Raw genomic sequence first — 18,194 nt, 5'->3', positions numbered from 1 at the left:
GTTGTGGCGGCGCGTGGGGGCTGTATCCTGCAGCCACAAATTCGGAGGTTCACCATGTCTAACCCTAGTGCTGCGATGATTGTGATCGGGGATGAAATCCTGTCGGGGCGCACGCGGGATGCGAATATGCACCATCTGGCTGGCGCGCTGACCGAAAAGGGCATTGATCTGCGCGAAGTGCGCGTTGTCAGTGATGATCCGGGGGCCATTGCGGATGCCGTCACGGCGCTGCGCAGCCGGTTTGACCATGTGTTTACCACTGGGGGCATCGGCCCGACCCATGACGATATCACCGCCGATTGTGTTGCCGCTGCCTTTGGGGTGCACGTGGGTGTGCGCGATGATGCCCGCGCCCTGTTGCAGGCCCATTATGATCGATCTGGTCAGGACCTGAACCAAGCCCGTTTGCGCATGGCCCGCATTCCGGACGGGGCGGTTTTGATCGACAATCCCATCAGCACGGCACCGGGATTTAGTCTTGAGAATGTGCATGTTATGGCCGGCGTGCCCAATATTTTTCAGGCCATGTTGGCGGGGCTTTTGCCGCGTTTGACCGGCGGGGCGCCCCTGTTGTCACAGACATTGCGAGTCGAAAGAGGAGAAGGCGACATCGCCGGGCCATTTGCCGCCTTGGCTGAGGAATTTACCGATCTCAGCTTTGGATCTTATCCCTTTACGCATAACGGGATTTACGGGTCCAATCTGGTGGTGCGGGGCACGGATGCATCCCGGCTTGATGCGGCGATGGTGCGTTTATCCGAGGTTTTTGCATGAGCCAGCCCAGCATTGGCCAATTATACGGTGTGATTGACCAGTCATGGCCAGCCTTGCGGCGGTTTGATCTGGGACCGTTCACGTTACGCCAAGGCGCAAATGGGGGCAGCCGCGTGTCTGCGGCAACGACGCTTGGCCCGGTGACGTCAACCGATATCGACGCTGCAGAAACGGCAATGCGCGACATGGAACAGCCACGCCTGTTTATGATCCGCGAATGGGATACGGCGTTGGATGCGGATCTGAATGACCGGGGTTACAGGATCAAAGACCCGGTAAACGTCTATGTTGCGCCGGTTGAACAGATCGCCCTGAAACGTCCCCCTCAGATCACAACCTTTGAGGTTTGGCCGCCTTTGGTCAGCCAAATCGAAGTCTGGCAGGCCGGGGGGATTGGTGCGGGGCGACTTGCGGTGATGCAGCGCGCCAACCAACCTAAAACCACATTGATGGGGCGGGTGCATGATCGTCCCGCGGGGGCGGTTTTTGTTGGGACATATGACAATATCGCGATGGTCCACGCGATGGAAACCGCGGCGCAATTTCGGCGCAATGGGTTGGCGCGACACATGGTGACGTCCTGTGCGTTCTGGGCCAAACAGCAATGCCAGTCACATTTGTCCATGGTGTGTACGCAGGCCAATGATGCGGCCAATGGGCTTTATACTTCGATGGGATTTGCCTGTGTTGGGCAATACCATTATCGCATTCACCCGGAGGACACATGACCAAACCTGACTTGCCCACGGCGCTGAACCTGCCGCAAATGGACCCATTGCCCGACGATGTGGCCAAATATTTCGCCGTCTGCGAAGACAAGCTAGGCATGGTGCCCAATGTGCTGCGCGCCTATGCGTTTGACGCACAAAAGCTAAACGCGTTTTCGGCGCTTTATAATGACGTGATGCTGGCCGATAGCGGCCTAAGCAAGCTAGAGCGCGAAATGATTGCCGTCACTGTCAGTGCCATCAACAAATGTTTTTATTGCCTGACAGCGCATGGCGCGGCTGTGCGGCAATTGTCGGGCGATCCAAAGCTGGGTGAAATGCTGGTGATGAACTGGCGTGTCGCCCCGTTGGATGATCGTCAAACTGCCATGCTGTTATTTGCAGAAAAGGTCACCAAAGAAAGCCACGCCGTGGTCGAGGCAGACCGTCAGGCCCTGCGGGATGTTGGATTTAGCGATCGCGATATCTGGGACATTGTTTCAACCATTGGGTTTTATAACATGTCCAACCGCATGGCATCGGCGACGGCCATGGCCCCAAATGATGACTACCACGCAGCACATCGATGATCAGAACCGCACTTGCCTTGATCTGTAGCTTGATCCCCGGTTTGGCCGGGGCTTTGGTGCTGGAATTTCCGGGCAACGCCCAGTTACAATCTGAATCCGTGACGCCTCAGGGGTCGTATGCATTGCCCACTGGGCCATGGGTGGACGGGTTCATCCCGTTTAACATCGCCGAAGGCGCGGTTACGCGGCAGGCATGGCGGATTGATGCGCAGGGGTTAACGACCTTACAGATATTGTCCCCGCTTAAGACGCAGCTGGCACAAGGTGGGTTTGACACGCTGTATGAATGCGAAACCAAGGCATGCGGCGGGTTTGATTTCAGGTTTTCCACCGAAATTCTGGGTCTGCCGGACATGTATGTCGATCTGGGCGATTACCGTTACTTTGCGGCTCAAAATGGCGAAACCGACGAATATGTGACCCTGATTGTCAGCCGGTCCAGTCGCGCGGGGTACGTTCAGGTCACGTCTGTCACGCAAACCGGTCAACAGGGTCTGCGTGGCGGCGCATCCAATCCGGTGATGCGCGGCACCACATCCATCGCGCCGGAACAGGCCGGGGATTTGGTCGGGCAATTGGAAACCAACGGGCATGTTGTTTTGGGTGATCTGGCCTTTGAAACCGGATCGGCGCAACTGGGTGAGGGCCCCTTTGATAGTCTGCAAACACTGGCGGATTATCTAAACAGCCATCCATCGCGCGTGGTTGCGTTGGTTGGGCACACCGATAGCCAAGGGTCGCTGGACGGCAACATCGCCCTGTCCAAGCGGCGAGCTGGCTCTGTTCTGGAACGGTTGGTGCGTGAATATCAGGTCAACCGCGCCCAATTGGGGGCCGAAGGCATGGGCTATCTGTCGCCTTTGTCCAGCAATCTGTCAGCCGAGGGGCGCGAAGCCAACCGCCGGGTCGAAGTGATCATGGTGTCCAACGAATAGGCTAGGCGGCGATGGGCGCGCGGCTTTCGCGGATCGGTAGATGGATCAACGCCGAAAACGCGCCAACGCCCACACCAACCCACCAAACGGCCTGATAGCTGCCGTAGATGTCATACATCCGCCCCCCCAGCCACACACCCAGGAACGACCCCAATTGGTGGCTAAAGAACACGATCCCATAGAGCGTCCCCATGTACCGCAGCCCGTAAATATGCGCGACCAGACCACTGGTCAGCGGCACAGTTGCCAACCACAATGACCCCATCGCAATCGAAAAAATCACGACCGTCATTGGTGTCATCGGCACCAATATGAACAGGGCCGCAACAATCGTCCGCGCGGTATAGATCCCGGCCAGCAGGTATTTCTTGGAATAGCGTTTGCCCAGATAGCCCGCCATCAATGTGCCGCCGATATTGGCCAGCCCAATCAGCGAAATCGCAATCGCGCCCAATGCCGATGTGGTCGAAATCCCCAACCCATCCAGCAAACCGCCGGTCATGATCGGCCCACACATTTCAGCGACAAAGGCCGGGAAATGCGCGGTGATAAATGCCAGTTGATAGCCACAGGAAAAGAAGCCCAAAAAGATCATCGTATAGGTTGGGTCCCGGAATGCGCGGCCCAGAATTTGGCCCATGCTTTCTTCCAGCTCGGCTTTGGTGGCGATTTGTGGCGACCGCATCATCGGCAAAACGGCCAGCGATAGGATGATCATCCCGGCAAAGGCCACAAACACCGATTGCCACGACATGAACCCCAGCATCCATTCCGCCATCGGCGCGCCAAAGACCTGCCCGGCGGACCCGGCGGCGGTGGCAATGGCCAGGCTCATGAACCGGTTTTCATCACTGGACGCACGGCCCACAATGGCCAAAATCACCCCGAACCCGGTGCCTGCAATGCCAAATCCGACAAAGACTTCGTAGAATTGATGCGCGATCGGCGTGGTTGCCCCCGATGACAGCAGCAACCCGGCCGCATACATCAGCGCGCCCATAATGATGGCTTTGCGATCCCCGATTTTTTCAGCGATGGCACCAAAAATCGGCTGTCCAATGCCCCAAGCGAGGTTCTGAATGGCAATCGCCAATGAAAAATCTGCCCGCAGCCAGTTGAACTCTTCTGCGATGGGGATTTGAAACACCCCAAACGAGGCACGTACGGCAAAACTCATCATGATGATGATACACCCTGCAATCAGGACGGGGGTCATTAAGGGTGATTTACGTTCCATGCGTGCATCTTTGTAACGAAAAGGCATAACGTCAATTCATGTTTTGTACCTGTGTGTATCAATTTCTGTGATGGTCATAACACAAAGCGGCAATCCGGGATTTGCACGCTTTCTAAACGGATGAGCGGGCATTAAAGAACGGATATGACAATTCAATCCGTATATAATGCCCGTGTGGATGTCGGCGATCTGCATCATGACCCCGTCCAAGAAGAGGTCCTGCCAGAGTTAGAACGCATTCGCGCGCAACTGGCCGAACCGGTGAAAAAGGGCCTGTTTCGCAAGGCGCCTGAACCGGTGCGTGGGCTTTATATGTGGGGCGGCGTGGGGCGTGGGAAATCCATGTTGATGGATTTGCTTTTTGATGCGGTCAGCGTGCCCAAGCGGCGCGAACATTTCCATGCGTTTATGCAATGGGTGCACGCCGAAATGAAAACGGCGCGTGACACTGGTGTGGATGACGCAATCAAACCGGTTGCTGACAGCCTGTCCAAAGACATCCGGTTTCTGGCCTTTGATGAAATGCAGATCACGGATATCACCGATGCGATGATCGTCGGCCGCCTGTTCGAAGCGTTGTTTGATGCGGGCGTGACGATTGTGACGACATCCAACCGCGTGCCGGATGATCTGTATAAAAACGGGCTGAACCGGCAGCTGTTTTTGCCGTTTATCGCCCAGATTAAGGATCGCCTGAACATCTGGGAACTGGCGAGCGAGACGGATTATCGCCAGCGTAAACTGGCCGGGTCGCAGGTCTATTTCAGCCCAAATAATGCAGATGCCCGTGCGAAAATGGCCGCGATTTGGCAGGAATTGACCGCCGGGGATACTCGCCCCCTGATCCTAAAAGTCAAAGGCCGCGAGGTCGAAATCCCCCATTTTCACAATGGTGTAGCGCGCTGTAGCTTCTTTGATCTTTGTGGAAAAATGCTGGGCGCTGCGGATTATCTGGAATTGGCGCGCAATGTGCGTGTGCTGTTGCTCGACGATATTCCCGCGCTGGGCCGGTCCAATTTCAACGAAGCCAAACGGTTTGTGACCCTGATTGACGCGCTCTATGAGGGCAACGTCAAATTGATCGGATCGGCGGCGGCTGAACCTGAAATGCTCTACCTCGAAGGCGAAGGCACGTTTGAATTTGAACGCACCGCCAGCCGATTGCGGGAAATGCAGGGCGAAAATTGGGGCCGCGAGGCGGAGTAACCCGCAAATATGCGCCAGACCAAAAACAAAGGGACGCGCCTAAGCCCGCCCCCTTGCCCTGCCTAACAGGTATGACCCACCCAGAAGGGTTAGGTCGGAATGAACAACCGCTGCCCGGCGCGGATCGTGTCCGGGCTGGATAGCAATTGGCGGTTTGCGTCGAAAATTTTCCGGTATTCCGCTGCATTCCCGTAGAATTTGATCGCGATCCCGCCAAGGCTGTCGCCGCGCTGAACCGTATAGAATTTGTTCTGAACGGTTTCGGTGGCGCGCTGCACAACGCGAACCTCAACGCCTTCGGATTGTGTGGGGTCCAGAACCGGCACCTCTGGTGCGACACCAGTGGCTGCGATTTGGGCCTGTGTGACAATGTTGGACAGCAATGTCGCGGTATCAACCCGGCCATCCGACGTCACCAGAACCTCTGGCACGGTGATCTCACCTTGCTTGGCGGCTTCGTTGATCAGCGCGTCGATATAGGCGTCGCTTTCGCCGGCCTGTAGCGCAGTGACCACCAGATTTTGCAGGCTTTCGCGCGGCGCAATATCAGCGTCCCGTCCTGTCACAGCCTGAATTCCGGCCAGAATGGACGCGGTGTTTTGCAGGTTCTCATCCACCAACGGCACCGGCGGTTCATTTGTGGCCAGACCCAGATCAGCCAAAACGTTAATGGTCATGTCCTGCATCGACGTGCTGTCGGTCATGATGCCGGTTCGCTCAGATTGCGGCTGAACCATTGCGTCGACGGGCATGGCGGGGCGGCGTTCGGCGGGAATGATCATCGGTTCTGCCGGGGCGCGTGTCACTTCGACGACCTCTTGGGGGATCACCGGCGCCGGTGGAATATCCGCCACCTGAGGTTGGCGTTCACCGGTGCTGCGGAAAATAATGAACAAGCACAGCACAACGGCAAAGCTAAAGATGGCAATTACGGAACGGATCATGATCTTGTCGTCTCTTTTGTTGTTTTCACGCAGGCGTTAGCCATTTGAATTGGGGGCGGTGACAGTCAGGCCAAGTTGCAGCCAGGATTGCATTCCACCGCGGTAGTAGAAAATCTTGTTTGTGGGGTATCCGGCACCAACCAGATTGTTGATGGCGATTGTCGCTTGTTCACACCACGGGCCATTGCAAAACAGCATCAGGTCCATCGCGTTCGAAAAATCGAGCCCAGATCCCAGATCCGTCGCCCCTAATGCGCGCAGAATATCGCTGCGATAGGGGTTGGATGGGTCAAGCGTCGCAAAGGGCACGTTCACGGCACCCGGAATAGTGCCGTTGCTGAACCATTCCGGCAGGCGGCTATCCACCAGCAACCCGGTATTGTTGGATACGACGTCTTCTAGGAAATCCAACACTTCGAGTTCGCCAACAGTTTCAACACCGGCCGCGGCCTGCATGGGCTGAATGCAAAACGGGGGACAGGCACGCGAGGTGCGTGAAAATTCGCCCGTCAGCATGTGGTCCTGATTTTGATCACGTTCGATCGAAAAACTCTGCCCATTCAGAACAAAGGTCGATTGTTCTTTGAACGTTGTTATATTGACCTCTTGGGCAGAAACGCTGGTTGATACCAGCAATGTTGCTGCACATAGAATACGCGCGTGTGTTTTCATCGATGTTACCCCCCAATACGTGTACGCTATATTTAGGTATGCTCGCTGGCAGGCGATGCGCACAGGATTGTGACTACCAGATGTAGTTCGTGCGAATCACCTTCGTCAATCCATTACCAAGGTGATTCGGCGTTTGTATTTCAATTATTCGACCCGAATGGCCGATTTTTCAGCGTTTAGATGGCTGGGATCAGCAATCGCTGCCCAACTCGGATTTGATCCGGGCTTGATAAGGTGCCAGGATTGGCTTCGTAGATGACACGATAGGCATCTGTCCGGCCGTAATATTGCAGCGCGATAAACGCCAGACTGTCGCCGGATTCCACAACATAATAGGCGTCCTGTGTATGACGAGAAACCGGCGGGCGCTGTGGTGTGACAGAGGCAACGGCGTTGACCATTTGCGCGGACGCGCTGGTGTCGATGCCTTCTTCGCTGACGGCTTTTTCAACCAAACTGAACAACAAAGCGCGGGCATCCACCTGACCATTTGCGGCCTGCACGCCCTCTGGGATGTGGATCAGCCCGTTATTGGCCGCATTTGCCAGCAATTCCACGACTTCTGCTTCGTCCCGACCCGTGGCGAGGGCTGCGACGGCATCCTCTGAAATGCTTTCGTTCAATGTTGTTGCTGTGTTGGCCTGATCATGGGTTTCAGCGGCCAATTCCATCAACGCCATGAACGTGGCGCGCGATTCATCGCTGGTGGTTGTTTCTTCGGCCACACGTGCATTGGCCTGACGTTGCGCCAATGGCGATAGGGCTGGCTGTGCGGCAGGTTCTGCCGTGGCCAAGGCCGGAACGCTGGTGTTCAAATCTGTCGCCTGACGGGTCACTTGGGGCTGGGCCAAGGCGTCTTGGATGGATTTTTCGACCAGTTTCCAAGTCACCAGGCTGCCGCCGACAAATGTGATGCTACCGAATGCAAGGGCTGCAAAAATTGTTGTTTTAGAAGTCATTGCGATGTTTCCCGTCAAGATTGGGGTTTTACATAAGTTAAACGAAGAGCGGCCCAGGCCTGCATTCCACCGCGGTAGAATTGCAATTTTGACGTGGGGTATCCGGCGTCGATCAAGGTTGAGATCAGGCGGGCTGATTGATCCGTGCTGGGACCTTCGGAGAAAATGATCAGGTCATAGGCGTTCTGAAAATCCCAACTGCCCTCAGTTTGGACACCGCCCAAAGCTGTCAGGATGTCGTTGCGATAGGGATTGCCTTCGGCCAGTGTTTCATTTGGGACATTGACCGATGCCGGAATGAAGCCTTTGCCGCGATTTGCGGGCAGGCGGGCGTCAACCAACAGACCCGTGCCAGCGGCGACCTGGGTGGTCAGAAATTCCAGAACTTCGCGTTCGCCGACTGTCTGAACACCCGCCGCAGCCTGAAAGGGCGCAAGGCACATGCCTTCGCAGCCTTCGACTGGCGTGGCAAATGTTTCGACCATGTTGGCGTCAAACGTCTGGTTTCGGGCAATCAACATTTGCTGCCCGTTGAAGATAAAGCTGATTTCAGTATTTGCGTCTTGTGCGGCACCCTGTGTGGATGACAACAAAACGGCCGAGAGCACCCCGACTGCTTTTGCGGCATGTGCACGCATTGCATTCCCCCCTTAAATACTTTGCCTCCACAAGATACAGTAAATACGACTGGCAGGTCGCGCTTATGTTGGCTCAATACCAATATATAGGGGCATCACGAATCACCCGTCAAAGGAAAACGAATCACTTTTGCAATTTCGTGGGGTGATTCGGCATTTCAGACGCGAATCGGGGTGTTTTAGCCCTGTCGCAGCACATTTCCGGCCAGATAAAGCGACCCACAGATCAAAATGCGCGCATGCGGCTCTTGCTTTGTGATGGTTGCGATCGCTTCGGCGACGTCATTTGCGCTGCTTGCAGTCAGGCCACTATCGCGTGCAGCCTGCGCTGTTTCAGTCGCGGGCAGGGTGTTTGCCTCACCCGGAATGGACACGGCATGCAGATGCGTCGCAAAGCTGGCAAGCGGCGCCATATAGCCGGTCACGTCTTTGGTATTGAGCATCCCACAGATCAGATGCGTGGCCCGTTTGGGCAGTCCGTCTAACGTGGCGGCGATGGCATGTGCAGCGGCGGGGTTATGCCCGCCATCCAGCCACAATTCCGCACCGGGGGCGATCTGGTTATAGGGGTGGTCGGTCAGGCGCTGCATGCGCGCAGGCCAGAACGCCTGCGTCACGGCCGCCTCGCAGGCGGCGGCGTCACAACCCAGATGCCGCAAAACGGCCAAGGCGGCCCCGGCATTCATAATCTGATGAGGCCCCGGCAGATTGGGCAGCGGCAGATCCAGCAACCCGGTTTCATCCTGAAACACCATGCGCCCGTTTTCTTCGCTGACATGCCAGTGTTGACCATAGGCCAGCAGGGGCGCGCCCAGTTTGGCGGCTGTGGCTTCGATCACATCCATGGCGTCGTCTTGTTGTGGGCCAACCACACAAGGCACGCCGCGTTTGATGATCCCGGCCTTTTCGCCCGCGATTTCAGGCAGGGTGTCGCCCAGAAATTGCTGATGATCCAGATCGATTGGGGTGATGACCGATATGGCAGGCGTGATCACGTTGGTGGCATCCAGCCGCCCGCCCAGGCCGACCTCTAGCAATGTGTAATCAGCGGCGGTTTCGGCAAAGGCCAGCAGGCCCGCGACGGTCGTGATTTCGAAATAGGTGATGTTTTCGCCGTTATTGGCGGCGTAGCAGCGATCCAGAATATCCGTCAGGTGCTGTTCACTGATCAGCGTGCCAGCTAGCCGGATCCGTTCTTGGAACCGGGCCAAATGCGGGGATGTATAGGCGTGGACGGATTTGCCCGCCGCCTCTAGTCCGGCGCGGATCATCGCTTGGGTCGATCCTTTGCCGTTTGTGCCGGCCAAATGGATGACCGGTGGCAGTTTGTCCTGCGGGTTGTCCAGCGCTGCCAACAGACGCCAGACCCGGTCCAGCGTCAGGTCGATGATTTTAGGATGCAGCGCCATCATCCGTTGCAGGATGAGATCGGACCCGCTCACTCTGGTTTTGCCTCGTGCGCCGCGTCAACGGGCGTTTCAGGGGTGGTCTCGGCCAGCTCTTCTTCGGTGGGGGCGGGCAAATCGGCGCGGATCGGGGCGTCTTGGCCCATCAACATGCGCACGATTGTCACCAATTCGTCCTTCATGTCCTGACGTTTGGTCACGCGGTCCAGCATGCCGTGATCCAGCAGATATTCCGCGCGTTGGAACCCTTCGGGCAGCTTTTCGCGGATGGTTTGTTCAATCACCCTCGCCCCGGCAAAGCCGATCAACGCATTGGGTTCCGCAATCTGCACATCGCCCAGCATCGCATAAGAGGCCGTTACACCCCCGGTGGTCGGGTGGGTCAGCACGACAATATAAGGCAGGCCCGCTTCTTTGAGCATTTCAACCGCGATGGTTGTGCGCGGCATCTGCATCAGGCCCAAAATGCCCTCTTGCATCCGGGCGCCACCTGCGGCGGAAAACAGCACCAGTGGGCGTTTCATCGCCACAGCGCGTTCGGCCGCAGTGATGATCGCATTGCCCACATACATGGACATTGATCCGCCCATAAACCCAAAATCCTGCGCGCAGGCGACAATCGGCGTGCGGCCAATTTCGCCTTCGGCAACCAGCATCGCTTCTTTTTCACCGGTCTTTTTCTGGGCGGCCTTCATGCGGTCAGGGTATTTTTTCTGATCCTTGAATTGCAGCGGATCGGCAACCGGGTCGGGCACGTCGATTTCGACAAAAATGCCACCATCAAACAGCGCGGTAAACCGGTCGCGCGGCGTGATCGCCATATGGTGATCGCAATTGGTGCAGACATTTAGATTGTCAGCCAATTCGCGGTGAAACAGCATGGTGCCGCATTCGCTACATTTGACCCACAAATTTTCCGGCACTTCGCGGCGCGAAAAAATCGAGTTGATCCGAGGACGGACGTAATTCGTAATCCAGTTCATCTGGGCTTCCCTGACGTTGCGTTCCCCAAATAAGCTGCGGGGATTCGGATTGCAATCATCCAGCGCCGGTTCGGCGAGCAAATGCCCTGTTGCGCAATATCCTGTCGTCAGTTCGCGCTTGTCCTTGTCGGATCGGTCTTTTAGACCCGTCGTAACGTATTCCCGGAGGATAAAGTGATGCTTAAAGGCAAGGTCGATAAATCCAAACTTCCCAGCCGTCATGTGACCGAAGGCCCCGCGCGGGCGCCACATCGGTCGTATTTATATGCGATGGGCATCAGCGAAGAAGAGATCCACCAGCCGCTGGTTGGGGTCGCGACCTGCTGGAACGAAGCAGCGCCCTGTAACATTGCCCTGAACCGTCAGGCGCAATCGGTGAAAATGGGCGTGAAAACCGCCAATGGTACACCGCGTGAATTTACCACCATCACCGTGACAGACGGGATTGCGATGGGCCACGAAGGCATGCGGTCGTCACTGGCATCACGCGAAGCGATTGCCGACACGGTTGAGCTGACCATGCGCGGCCATTGTTATGACGCGATTGTTGGTCTGGCGGGCTGTGACAAATCCCTGCCGGGGATGATGATGGCCATGGTGCGTCTGAACGTGCCGTCGGTGTTCATCTATGGCGGATCGATCCTGCCGGGCCGTTTGAATGGTCAGGACATCACTGTTCAGGATGTGTTCGAAGCCGTTGGTCAGCATCAGGCGGGCAATATGTCCGACGCCGAGCTGGAAATCATCGAACGTGTGGCTTGCCCATCATCCGGTGCCTGTGGGGGTCAGTTTACGGCCAACACCATGGCCTGCGTATCTGAGGCAATCGGTCTGGCGCTGATGAATTCATCCGGGGCCCCTGCGCCTTATGAATCGCGTGACCAATATGGCGTTGCTTCTGGCGAAGCGGTCATGAACCTGATCGAAAAAAACATCCGTGCGCGCGATGTTGTGACACGCAAATCGCTGGAAAACGCGGCGCGCGTTGTGGCCTGTACCGGTGGGTCGACCAATGCCGGTCTGCACCTGCCCGCGATTGCCCACGAGGCAGGCATTGATTTTGACCTGTTTGACGTCTGCGACATCTTCCGTGACACGCCTTATTTTGTTGATCTGAAGCCGGGCGGTCAGTTTGTGGCCAAAGATCTGTACGAAGCGGGCGGTGTGCCTGTCGTGATGAAGGAACTGCGCAAAGCGGGCCTGATCCACGAAGATTGCATCACCGCATCGGGCCGTAGCATGGGCGAAGAGCTGGACCTGATCGAAGGCGAAGCCGATGGCCGCGTGATCTATCCTGTGGATGCGCCGCTGACACCAACCGGTGGTGTTGTTGGCCTGAAAGGCAACCTGGCCCCCGAAGGCGCGATCGTGAAAGTGGCAGGTATGGCTGTCGAAGAACAAAGCTTTACCGGGCCAGCCCGCGTGTTCGAATGCGAAGAAGACGCATTTGAGGCCGTCAAGCAGCGCGCCTACGAAGAAGGCGAAGTTCTGGTCATCCGCAACGAAGGCCCCGCCGGTGGTCCGGGGATGCGTGAAATGCTGGCAACAACAGCGGCGCTGTCTGGTCAGGGCATGGGCAAAAAGGTGGCGTTGATCACTGATGGCCGTTTCTCTGGTGCGACGCGCGGGTTCTGCGTGGGTCACGTCGGTCCAGAATCGGCCCATGGGGGTCCAATCGCGATGCTCAAAGATGGCGACGTGATTACAATCAACGCTGTGACCGGCGAATTGAAAGTGGACCTGAGCGAAGAAGATTTCGCCGCGCGCAAAGCCGAATGGAAAGGCCCCAAAGAGACGATTTATGCGTCTGGGTCCCTGTGGAAATACGCGCAATTGGTTGGCTCTACCCAATATGGGGCCGTGACCCATCCGGGCGCCAAAAAAGAAAAGCACATCTACATGGATCTGTGATGCGCCGCTTTGTAACTGTATGTATTGCCGCCATGTCACTCACGGGATGTGGCGGTTTGGACCTCGGTAAAGGTCTGGCCGATTTGTCTTTGTTGTCAAACCTGACGGCGGATGATGGCACGGCCCGTGGTATTCAAACGCTGTCTCTGTTTGACGGTGACATCAGCCTGCGCGGCCCCGATGGCTATTGCATTGATCGCAGCGCCAGCCGCACAGATACCGGATTTGTCGTGGTTGCGGCCTGCGCGCGGGTGTCTGACGCCGAATTGCTGCCGTCGCTTGATGGATTTTTGACCTATCAGGTTGGTGAACCAGATACGGCCATCGTCAACGGATCGGAATCGTCGCTGGCCGATTTGATGGAAACCGAAGCTGGGCAAGCCTTGCTCGCGCAATCTGGCTTGGCCGAAGACGTTGAAATCATTGAAACTCAGTTCATTTCCGAGCGGGTTTTTGTGCGGTTCACAGACACAAGTGCACCCGACATCGAAGGCATGGATGCCTCCATGTGGCGGGCCTTTCTGGATGTGAATAATCGTCTGGTGACCATTAATCTGCGCCCAATTACCGGCACGGACATGTCGTCTTGGCAGGGTAAATCGCTGATCCAATCTGCTGCAGATGTGCTTTCTGATGCCAATCGCGCAGAATCTGTATTGGAAACAATCCCTGAAAGCTGACAACTGTTTCCTTTTCGTGAACAATTTGGCAGGTATGTTTCCTGACATGTAAATGCATGGCGTGACATTCATCGGGGCAGGTCCAACGGGTAAAGCAATGGCAAGGCGTAGGTTTTCGTTCATCGATAGGATTGGCCACAGGGTGCTGCTGGGGCGGTGGTCGCAGGTTGCCCGTGCTGCGGGGCATGCCAATCTGGCATTGCTCAGCCGCCAACGTCGCCGGGCCCGCGAACTGCGTCACAAACTGAATGAACTGATCTATGTCGCCGACGGGCGTTTGGCCCTGCCACGGATCGGGTCCAATTCGTTTTTCCGCCCCGAAGGCACGGATTGGGCATGGCGTCCGCAATTGTGGCGCGGGCCATTGGAGCCGCGCGGCATGGCCAGCGTCCAAAGCAAACAGGGTTTTGGCAACGAAGTCACCGTGTTTCACGATTGCCGGATTTCTGAGCTGACCCTGCGCCAGCTGCGCAACACCAAAGAAGAAGACCTCGCGCCGTTTGGTCTGCGCATGGATGTTTTCCGATTTGATGGGTCGTTTTTGTCGCTGGTTCTGGATTTGCCGGATGAGGCTTGTCAGAACCTGAAAAAACGTCACTTGATCCGACTGGATACTATTATCGAGCTGGAAAAACCGCTCGAAATCTTTGCGCGGTTGAACATTAAACACGGCCCCAATACCGAACAGGTGGTGCGGGAATTACCGCTGAACCAATCGGATGTGATGGTCGAATTTGATCTGGCCTATACCAATCTAAATGAAAAACGCGTCGAACGGATGTGGATCGATCTGATTTTTGAGGGGCCGGAAATGAACCAAGTGACCATTCGCGAACTAACGTTCAGCCGGTCGCCCCGGGCCGAATTGTAACGGGCGGAATTGTAAAGGAACGACGTGATGGCAAAAAACAGATTGACCAAAACACGCCTGACCGATGGTGTCTGGGACGGTATTTTGACGCTGGCCAAAGAATTTGACGCGCCGCCCCCCCTAAAGGCGATGCATCTGGATCGGGTTCTGGACGGGCTGGATGTACAGGCCGAAGGCGAAGGTGGCCGGTTTCGGGTGCGTCTTCCTATTCCGACAGAATTGTTATCGGACGGGTTGCAAACGATCCTGTTGATCGATCAAGACAGTGGTGAAACGCTAAATTCGATCGCGATTCTGGCCGGGGATGCCTTGGCCGAAGATATGCGCGCGGAAATGGACCTGCTGCGCGCAGAATTGGACATGTTGAAACGGGCCTTTCGGCGGCATTGCGTCGAAACCATGTAATCTGACGTCGCGTCTTGCGTGACGTAAACGTCAGCTTGGGCCATGTTGACCACAACAGGAGGCCCCATGACCGATTTCCCAAAACTGCTTGCCCCGCTTGATCTGGGTTTTACCACGCTGAAAAACCGCACCCTGATGGGGTCGATGCATACCGGACTAGAAGAGACCAAGGATTGGAACCGGGTCGCAGAATTTTACGCCGAACGGGCGCGCGGGGATGTGGCCCTGATTGTCACCGGTGGCATGGCGCCAAATCGCGAAGGTGGCGTTTTTCCTGGCGCGGCGGGGCTGTTTAGCCAGGACGACATCGACAATCACAAAGTGGTCACAGACCGTGTGCATGAGGCGGGTGGCAAAATCGCCATGCAGATTCTGCATGCGGGGCGCTATGCCTATAGCCCTGAATGTGTCGCCCCCAGCCCCACCAAATCGCCGATTTCGCCGTTCCCACCCAAGGAACTGGACGAAGACGGGATCGAGAAACAAATCGCAGATATCGTCACCGCTGCCGCACGTGCCAAACAGGCCGGCTATGATGGTGTCGAAATCATGGGATCAGAGGGCTATTTTCTGAACCAGTTTCTGGTCACACATACCAACAAACGCACCGACCGCTGGGGCGGGTCCTATGAAAACCGGATGCGATTGCCTGTCGAAGTGGTGCGCCGCGCCCGCGAAGCGGTGGGCACGGATTTCATCATCATCTATCGGTTGTCGATGATCGATCTGGTGCCCAACGGGTCCACCTTTGACGAAGTGATCACATTGGCCAAAGCGGTCGAAGCCGCGGGCGCCACGATCATCAATACCGGCATCGGCTGGCACGAAGCGCGCATTCCAACCATCGCCACATCGGTGCCGCGCCGCGCCTTTACGTGGGTGACCCAGAAATTGATGGGCCATGTGACTATTCCCGTGATCACGTCCAACCGGATCAACACCCCCCAAGTGGCCGAAGACGTACTGAGCGATGGCTGCGCCGATATGGTGTCGATGGCGCGGCCCTTTTTGGCGGATGCGGATTTTGTCGCCAAAGCCGCCACAGGTCGCGCGGCAGAAATCACACCCTGCATTGCCTGTAATCAGGCCTGTCTGGACCACACATTCGGCGGCAAAATGTCGACCTGTCTGGTCAACCCACGCGCCTGTTATGAAACCGAACTGACGATTGATCGCGCAGACAAACCCAAACGGATTGCCATTGTCGGCGCTGGACCTGCGGGGCTGTCTACGGCCCTGACGGCGGCGCAACGTGGGCATGACGTGACCCTGTTTGATCGCGCGGCAGAGGTCGGCGGACAGCTGAACATGGCCAAACAGGTCCCCGGCAAAGAAGAGTTTCACGGGCTGGTCGACTACTACAAAACCGCGATTGATGTCTCTGATGTGACGCTCAAGCTGAACACGGTAGTGGTTGCCGGTGACTTGACCGGCTTTGACGAAGTCATCATCGCGACAGGCGTCACCCCACGTGATCCGGGCATTCCGGGGCAGGATGGCCCCAATGTGCTGTCTTATATTGATGTGCTGCGCCACCAGGCCCCAGTCGGGAACAAAGTTGCGGTAATCGGCGCTGGTGGGATCGGCTTTGATATCGCGGAATATCTGGTCATCGATGACAGCCCCACCGAAAATCTGGACGATTGGCGCGCCGAATGGGGGGTGGGCGATCCGCAACTGCAGCGCGGTGGACTGCACCCAGATGGCCCCAAACCAGAAGCCCCGGTGCGTCAGGTGACGTTGCTGCAGCGTAAACCAGAAAAGTTGGGCAAACGGCTGGGCAAAACCACGGGCTGGATTCACCGCGCGAGCCTGAAAATGAAGGACGTCAAAATGATGTCCGGGGTCAATTATGAATGCATTGATGCCGACGGGTTGATGGTCAGCTTTGGCGAGGCACGCGAAAATCCAACCTTGATCGAAGCCGACACAATTGTCATGTGCGCAGGTCAATTGTCCGAACGCAGTCTTGCGGATGCATTGGAACAGGCGGGGCAAAACGTCCATGTGATCGGGGGCGCAGATGTGGCGGCTGAACTGGACGCCAAGCGCGCCATAAACCAAGGCGTTCGGCTGGCGGCGTCCCTGTAAATCGCGGGAATGTACAATTTGCAGCATTGAATGGGGCGCGGCGACAATCGTGCCCTTTTCGTATTATTGCCCACAAAATAAGGGGTTAGCGCAGACCATCCTTCGTTTCCGATTTGCCAACAGCCGTTCAAAAACCCTGATATTGTCCGCGCACTGTCCCATTCCTGCCCGATTTCACGTCGATACAGGACCTCGAATTAAAGACGAGAAAAGGGACGCAAATGGACCGCTTGACGGAAATGGAAGCCTTTGCAACAGTTGTTGACCAAGGTGGATTCACAGACGCCGCCAAGAAAATGGGGATTTCAAAATCCGCCGTGTCAAAGCATGTCTCTTCACTTGAGGCGCGTCTTGGGGCGCGACTTTTGAACAGAACAACCCGCCGTGTTAGCCCCACTGAAATTGGTCTGGCCTATTATGACCGCGCGCGTCGCGTTCTCAACGATGCAGGCGAGGCGGATGCCTTGGTCACGTCCATGCAATCGGCCCCGTCAGGTCTGTTGCGGATTTCGGTTGCGACCGATTTTGGTGTGAACCATTTGTCCCCTGTACTGGGCGGATTTCTGCAGGAATTTCCAGATATTACGGTCAATATGGTGCTAAATAACCGCTATGTTGAACTGATTTCCGAAGGGTTCGATATGGCGATCCGCATCGGAGAGCTAGAAGACAGCACCCTGCGGGCCCGGAAACTAACCGAAACCACCAAACGCATGATCGCGGCGCCGTCCTATTTCGAACAATATGGACGACCTGAAAAAATCGACGATCTGAACGAACATAAATTGCTGCATTATTCCAACCAATCCAATGGCGCGGTTTGGAAACTGACCGCCCCATCTGGTGAAAAACGTCAGGTGCGCACGGCCGGTTGGTTGACGGTGAATGACGGTCAAAGCCTGCTGAACGCCTGTATTTCGGGGCTTGGTATCGCCTATCTGCCAGAATTTCTATACGCCGAAGCCATGGAACAGGGGCTGGTGCAGGATGCGATCCCAGAATTGCCAGAGGAAGTACAAGGCATCTATGCGGTTTACCCGCCGGGCCGGTTCACACAGCCCAAAGTGCGCGCATTCATCGATTTCCTGGCGCATTCCTTTGCCGATAAAGGCCCAGACGCCTGGTAAGGTTGAACAATTCCCTCGTGCTGAAAAGCACACTAAGCGGCCCAAGGGCCGCTTTCTT

18 protein-coding genes are annotated in these 18,194 nt (G+C 56.3%); 11 read left to right on the top strand and 7 right to left on the bottom strand.

Annotated features, from left to right (window positions below):
• The first annotated feature begins 54 nt into the window (after positions 1–54).
• The 4 genes from AB1F12_RS15540 to AB1F12_RS15525 are packed head-to-tail and all read left to right on the top strand — an operon-like array spanning position 55 to position 3,006.
• The gene (locus AB1F12_RS15540; RefSeq protein WP_368185273.1) at positions 55–774 is read left to right on the top strand and encodes a competence/damage-inducible protein A; all 720 of its coding nucleotides are present in this window, start codon (positions 55–57) and stop codon (positions 772–774) included.
• Positions 771–1,502, top strand: coding sequence for a GNAT family N-acetyltransferase (locus tag AB1F12_RS15535; RefSeq protein WP_368185272.1), 732 nt, complete (start codon positions 771–773; stop codon positions 1,500–1,502). The genes AB1F12_RS15540 and AB1F12_RS15535 overlap by 4 nt, the downstream gene beginning before the upstream one ends.
• Positions 1,499–2,071 carry a peroxidase-related enzyme gene (locus AB1F12_RS15530; protein ID WP_368185271.1) on the top strand — a complete coding sequence of 191 codons (573 nt, stop codon included), beginning with the start codon at positions 1,499–1,501 and terminating at the stop codon, positions 2,069–2,071. The genes AB1F12_RS15535 and AB1F12_RS15530 overlap by 4 nt, the downstream gene beginning before the upstream one ends.
• Positions 2,068–3,006: an OmpA family protein gene (locus AB1F12_RS15525; RefSeq protein WP_368185270.1), complete on the top strand. Its 939-nt coding sequence runs from the start codon at positions 2,068–2,070 to the stop codon at positions 3,004–3,006. The genes AB1F12_RS15530 and AB1F12_RS15525 overlap by 4 nt, the downstream gene beginning before the upstream one ends.
• A gap of 1 nt (position 3,007) precedes the next feature.
• On the opposite strand, the gene AB1F12_RS15520 is transcribed toward AB1F12_RS15525, so the two are convergent.
• A complete protein-coding gene (locus AB1F12_RS15520; RefSeq protein ID WP_368185269.1) occupies positions 3,008–4,243 on the bottom strand; it encodes an MFS transporter in 1,236 nt (411 codons plus the stop codon).
• A 144-nt stretch (positions 4,244–4,387) separates the two neighbouring features.
• Here AB1F12_RS15520 and zapE point away from each other — a divergent pair, with 144 nt between their 5' ends.
• A complete protein-coding gene (gene zapE / locus AB1F12_RS15515) occupies positions 4,388–5,449 on the top strand; it encodes a cell division protein ZapE (RefSeq protein WP_368185268.1) in 1,062 nt (353 codons plus the stop codon).
• 89 nt (positions 5,450–5,538) lie between these two features.
• Here zapE and AB1F12_RS15510 read toward each other — a convergent pair whose 3' ends face one another.
• The 6 genes from AB1F12_RS15510 to accD form a co-directional block, all read right to left on the bottom strand.
• On the bottom strand, positions 5,539–6,393 hold the full coding sequence (locus AB1F12_RS15510; protein WP_368185267.1) for a LysM peptidoglycan-binding domain-containing protein: 855 nt from the start codon (positions 6,391–6,393) through the stop codon (positions 5,539–5,541).
• Positions 6,394–6,429: 36 nt separating this feature from the next.
• Positions 6,430–7,065, bottom strand: coding sequence for a rhodanese-like domain-containing protein (locus AB1F12_RS15505; protein ID WP_368185266.1), 636 nt, complete (start codon positions 7,063–7,065; stop codon positions 6,430–6,432).
• A gap of 176 nt (positions 7,066–7,241) precedes the next feature.
• A complete protein-coding gene (locus AB1F12_RS15500) occupies positions 7,242–8,024 on the bottom strand; it encodes a LysM peptidoglycan-binding domain-containing protein (protein ID WP_368185265.1) in 783 nt (260 codons plus the stop codon).
• A gap of 14 nt (positions 8,025–8,038) precedes the next feature.
• Positions 8,039–8,662 (bottom strand): rhodanese-like domain-containing protein, encoded by a 624-nt coding sequence (locus AB1F12_RS15495; RefSeq protein WP_368185264.1) that lies wholly within the window; start codon positions 8,660–8,662, stop codon positions 8,039–8,041.
• 179 nt (positions 8,663–8,841) lie between these two features.
• The gene (locus AB1F12_RS15490; RefSeq protein ID WP_368188391.1) at positions 8,842–10,074 is read right to left on the bottom strand and encodes a folylpolyglutamate synthase/dihydrofolate synthase family protein; all 1,233 of its coding nucleotides are present in this window, start codon (positions 10,072–10,074) and stop codon (positions 8,842–8,844) included.
• A 26-nt stretch (positions 10,075–10,100) separates the two neighbouring features.
• The gene (gene accD, locus AB1F12_RS15485; protein WP_368185263.1) at positions 10,101–11,051 is read right to left on the bottom strand and encodes an acetyl-CoA carboxylase, carboxyltransferase subunit beta; all 951 of its coding nucleotides are present in this window, start codon (positions 11,049–11,051) and stop codon (positions 10,101–10,103) included.
• Between the two features lie 177 nt (positions 11,052–11,228).
• Between accD and ilvD the strand changes: the two genes are divergently transcribed.
• From ilvD to AB1F12_RS15455, 6 genes are all read left to right on the top strand, one after another.
• Positions 11,229–12,962, top strand: a complete 1,734-nt coding sequence (ilvD, locus tag AB1F12_RS15480) for a dihydroxy-acid dehydratase (RefSeq protein WP_368185262.1) — start codon at positions 11,229–11,231, stop codon at positions 12,960–12,962.
• The gene (locus AB1F12_RS15475; RefSeq protein WP_368185261.1) at positions 12,962–13,642 is read left to right on the top strand and encodes a hypothetical protein; all 681 of its coding nucleotides are present in this window, start codon (positions 12,962–12,964) and stop codon (positions 13,640–13,642) included. The genes ilvD and AB1F12_RS15475 overlap by 1 nt, the downstream gene beginning before the upstream one ends.
• 97 nt (positions 13,643–13,739) lie before the next feature.
• Complete coding sequence (locus tag AB1F12_RS15470) at positions 13,740–14,513, top strand: DUF6478 family protein (RefSeq protein WP_368185260.1); 774 nt, start codon at positions 13,740–13,742, stop codon at positions 14,511–14,513.
• Positions 14,514–14,540: 27 nt separating this feature from the next.
• Positions 14,541–14,918, top strand: a complete 378-nt coding sequence (locus AB1F12_RS15465) for a hypothetical protein (protein WP_368185259.1) — start codon at positions 14,541–14,543, stop codon at positions 14,916–14,918.
• Between the two features lie 66 nt (positions 14,919–14,984).
• Positions 14,985–17,009, top strand: coding sequence for an FAD-dependent oxidoreductase (locus tag AB1F12_RS15460; protein ID WP_368185258.1), 2,025 nt, complete (start codon positions 14,985–14,987; stop codon positions 17,007–17,009).
• Between the two features lie 221 nt (positions 17,010–17,230).
• Complete coding sequence (locus tag AB1F12_RS15455; protein WP_368185257.1) at positions 17,231–18,136, top strand: LysR family transcriptional regulator; 906 nt, start codon at positions 17,231–17,233, stop codon at positions 18,134–18,136.
• Positions 18,137–18,194 lie beyond the last annotated feature (58 nt).

The organism is Aestuariibius sp. HNIBRBA575 (assembly GCF_040932005.1).
GTDB lineage: Bacteria > Pseudomonadota > Alphaproteobacteria > Rhodobacterales > Rhodobacteraceae > CANLNM01.
This window is presented reverse-complemented; position numbering and strand designations above follow the sequence as displayed.

Excerpts from the sequence above, each read along its gene's own strand:
- AB1F12_RS15540 (WP_368185273.1), top strand. The coding sequence starts at position 55 with ATGTCTAACCCTAGTGCTGCGATGATTGTGATCGGGGATGAAATCCTG.
- AB1F12_RS15535 (WP_368185272.1), top strand. The coding sequence starts at position 771 with ATGAGCCAGCCCAGCATTGGCCAATTATACGGTGTGATTGACCAGTCA.
- AB1F12_RS15530 (WP_368185271.1), top strand. The coding sequence starts at position 1,499 with ATGACCAAACCTGACTTGCCCACGGCGCTGAACCTGCCGCAAATGGAC.
- AB1F12_RS15525 (WP_368185270.1), top strand. The coding sequence starts at position 2,068 with ATGATCAGAACCGCACTTGCCTTGATCTGTAGCTTGATCCCCGGTTTG.
- AB1F12_RS15520 (WP_368185269.1), bottom strand. The coding sequence starts at position 4,243 with ATGGAACGTAAATCACCCTTAATGACCCCCGTCCTGATTGCAGGGTGT.
- zapE (WP_368185268.1), top strand. The coding sequence starts at position 4,388 with ATGACAATTCAATCCGTATATAATGCCCGTGTGGATGTCGGCGATCTG.
- AB1F12_RS15510 (WP_368185267.1), bottom strand. The coding sequence starts at position 6,393 with ATGATCCGTTCCGTAATTGCCATCTTTAGCTTTGCCGTTGTGCTGTGC.
- AB1F12_RS15505 (WP_368185266.1), bottom strand. The coding sequence starts at position 7,065 with ATGAAAACACACGCGCGTATTCTATGTGCAGCAACATTGCTGGTATCA.
- AB1F12_RS15500 (WP_368185265.1), bottom strand. The coding sequence starts at position 8,024 with ATGACTTCTAAAACAACAATTTTTGCAGCCCTTGCATTCGGTAGCATC.
- AB1F12_RS15495 (WP_368185264.1), bottom strand. The coding sequence starts at position 8,662 with ATGCGTGCACATGCCGCAAAAGCAGTCGGGGTGCTCTCGGCCGTTTTG.
- AB1F12_RS15490 (WP_368188391.1), bottom strand. The coding sequence starts at position 10,074 with ATGATGGCGCTGCATCCTAAAATCATCGACCTGACGCTGGACCGGGTC.
- accD (WP_368185263.1), bottom strand. The coding sequence starts at position 11,051 with ATGAACTGGATTACGAATTACGTCCGTCCTCGGATCAACTCGATTTTT.
- ilvD (WP_368185262.1), top strand. The coding sequence starts at position 11,229 with ATGCTTAAAGGCAAGGTCGATAAATCCAAACTTCCCAGCCGTCATGTG.
- AB1F12_RS15475 (WP_368185261.1), top strand. The coding sequence starts at position 12,962 with ATGCGCCGCTTTGTAACTGTATGTATTGCCGCCATGTCACTCACGGGA.
- AB1F12_RS15470 (WP_368185260.1), top strand. The coding sequence starts at position 13,740 with ATGGCAAGGCGTAGGTTTTCGTTCATCGATAGGATTGGCCACAGGGTG.
- AB1F12_RS15465 (WP_368185259.1), top strand. The coding sequence starts at position 14,541 with ATGGCAAAAAACAGATTGACCAAAACACGCCTGACCGATGGTGTCTGG.
- AB1F12_RS15460 (WP_368185258.1), top strand. The coding sequence starts at position 14,985 with ATGACCGATTTCCCAAAACTGCTTGCCCCGCTTGATCTGGGTTTTACC.
- AB1F12_RS15455 (WP_368185257.1), top strand. The coding sequence starts at position 17,231 with ATGGACCGCTTGACGGAAATGGAAGCCTTTGCAACAGTTGTTGACCAA.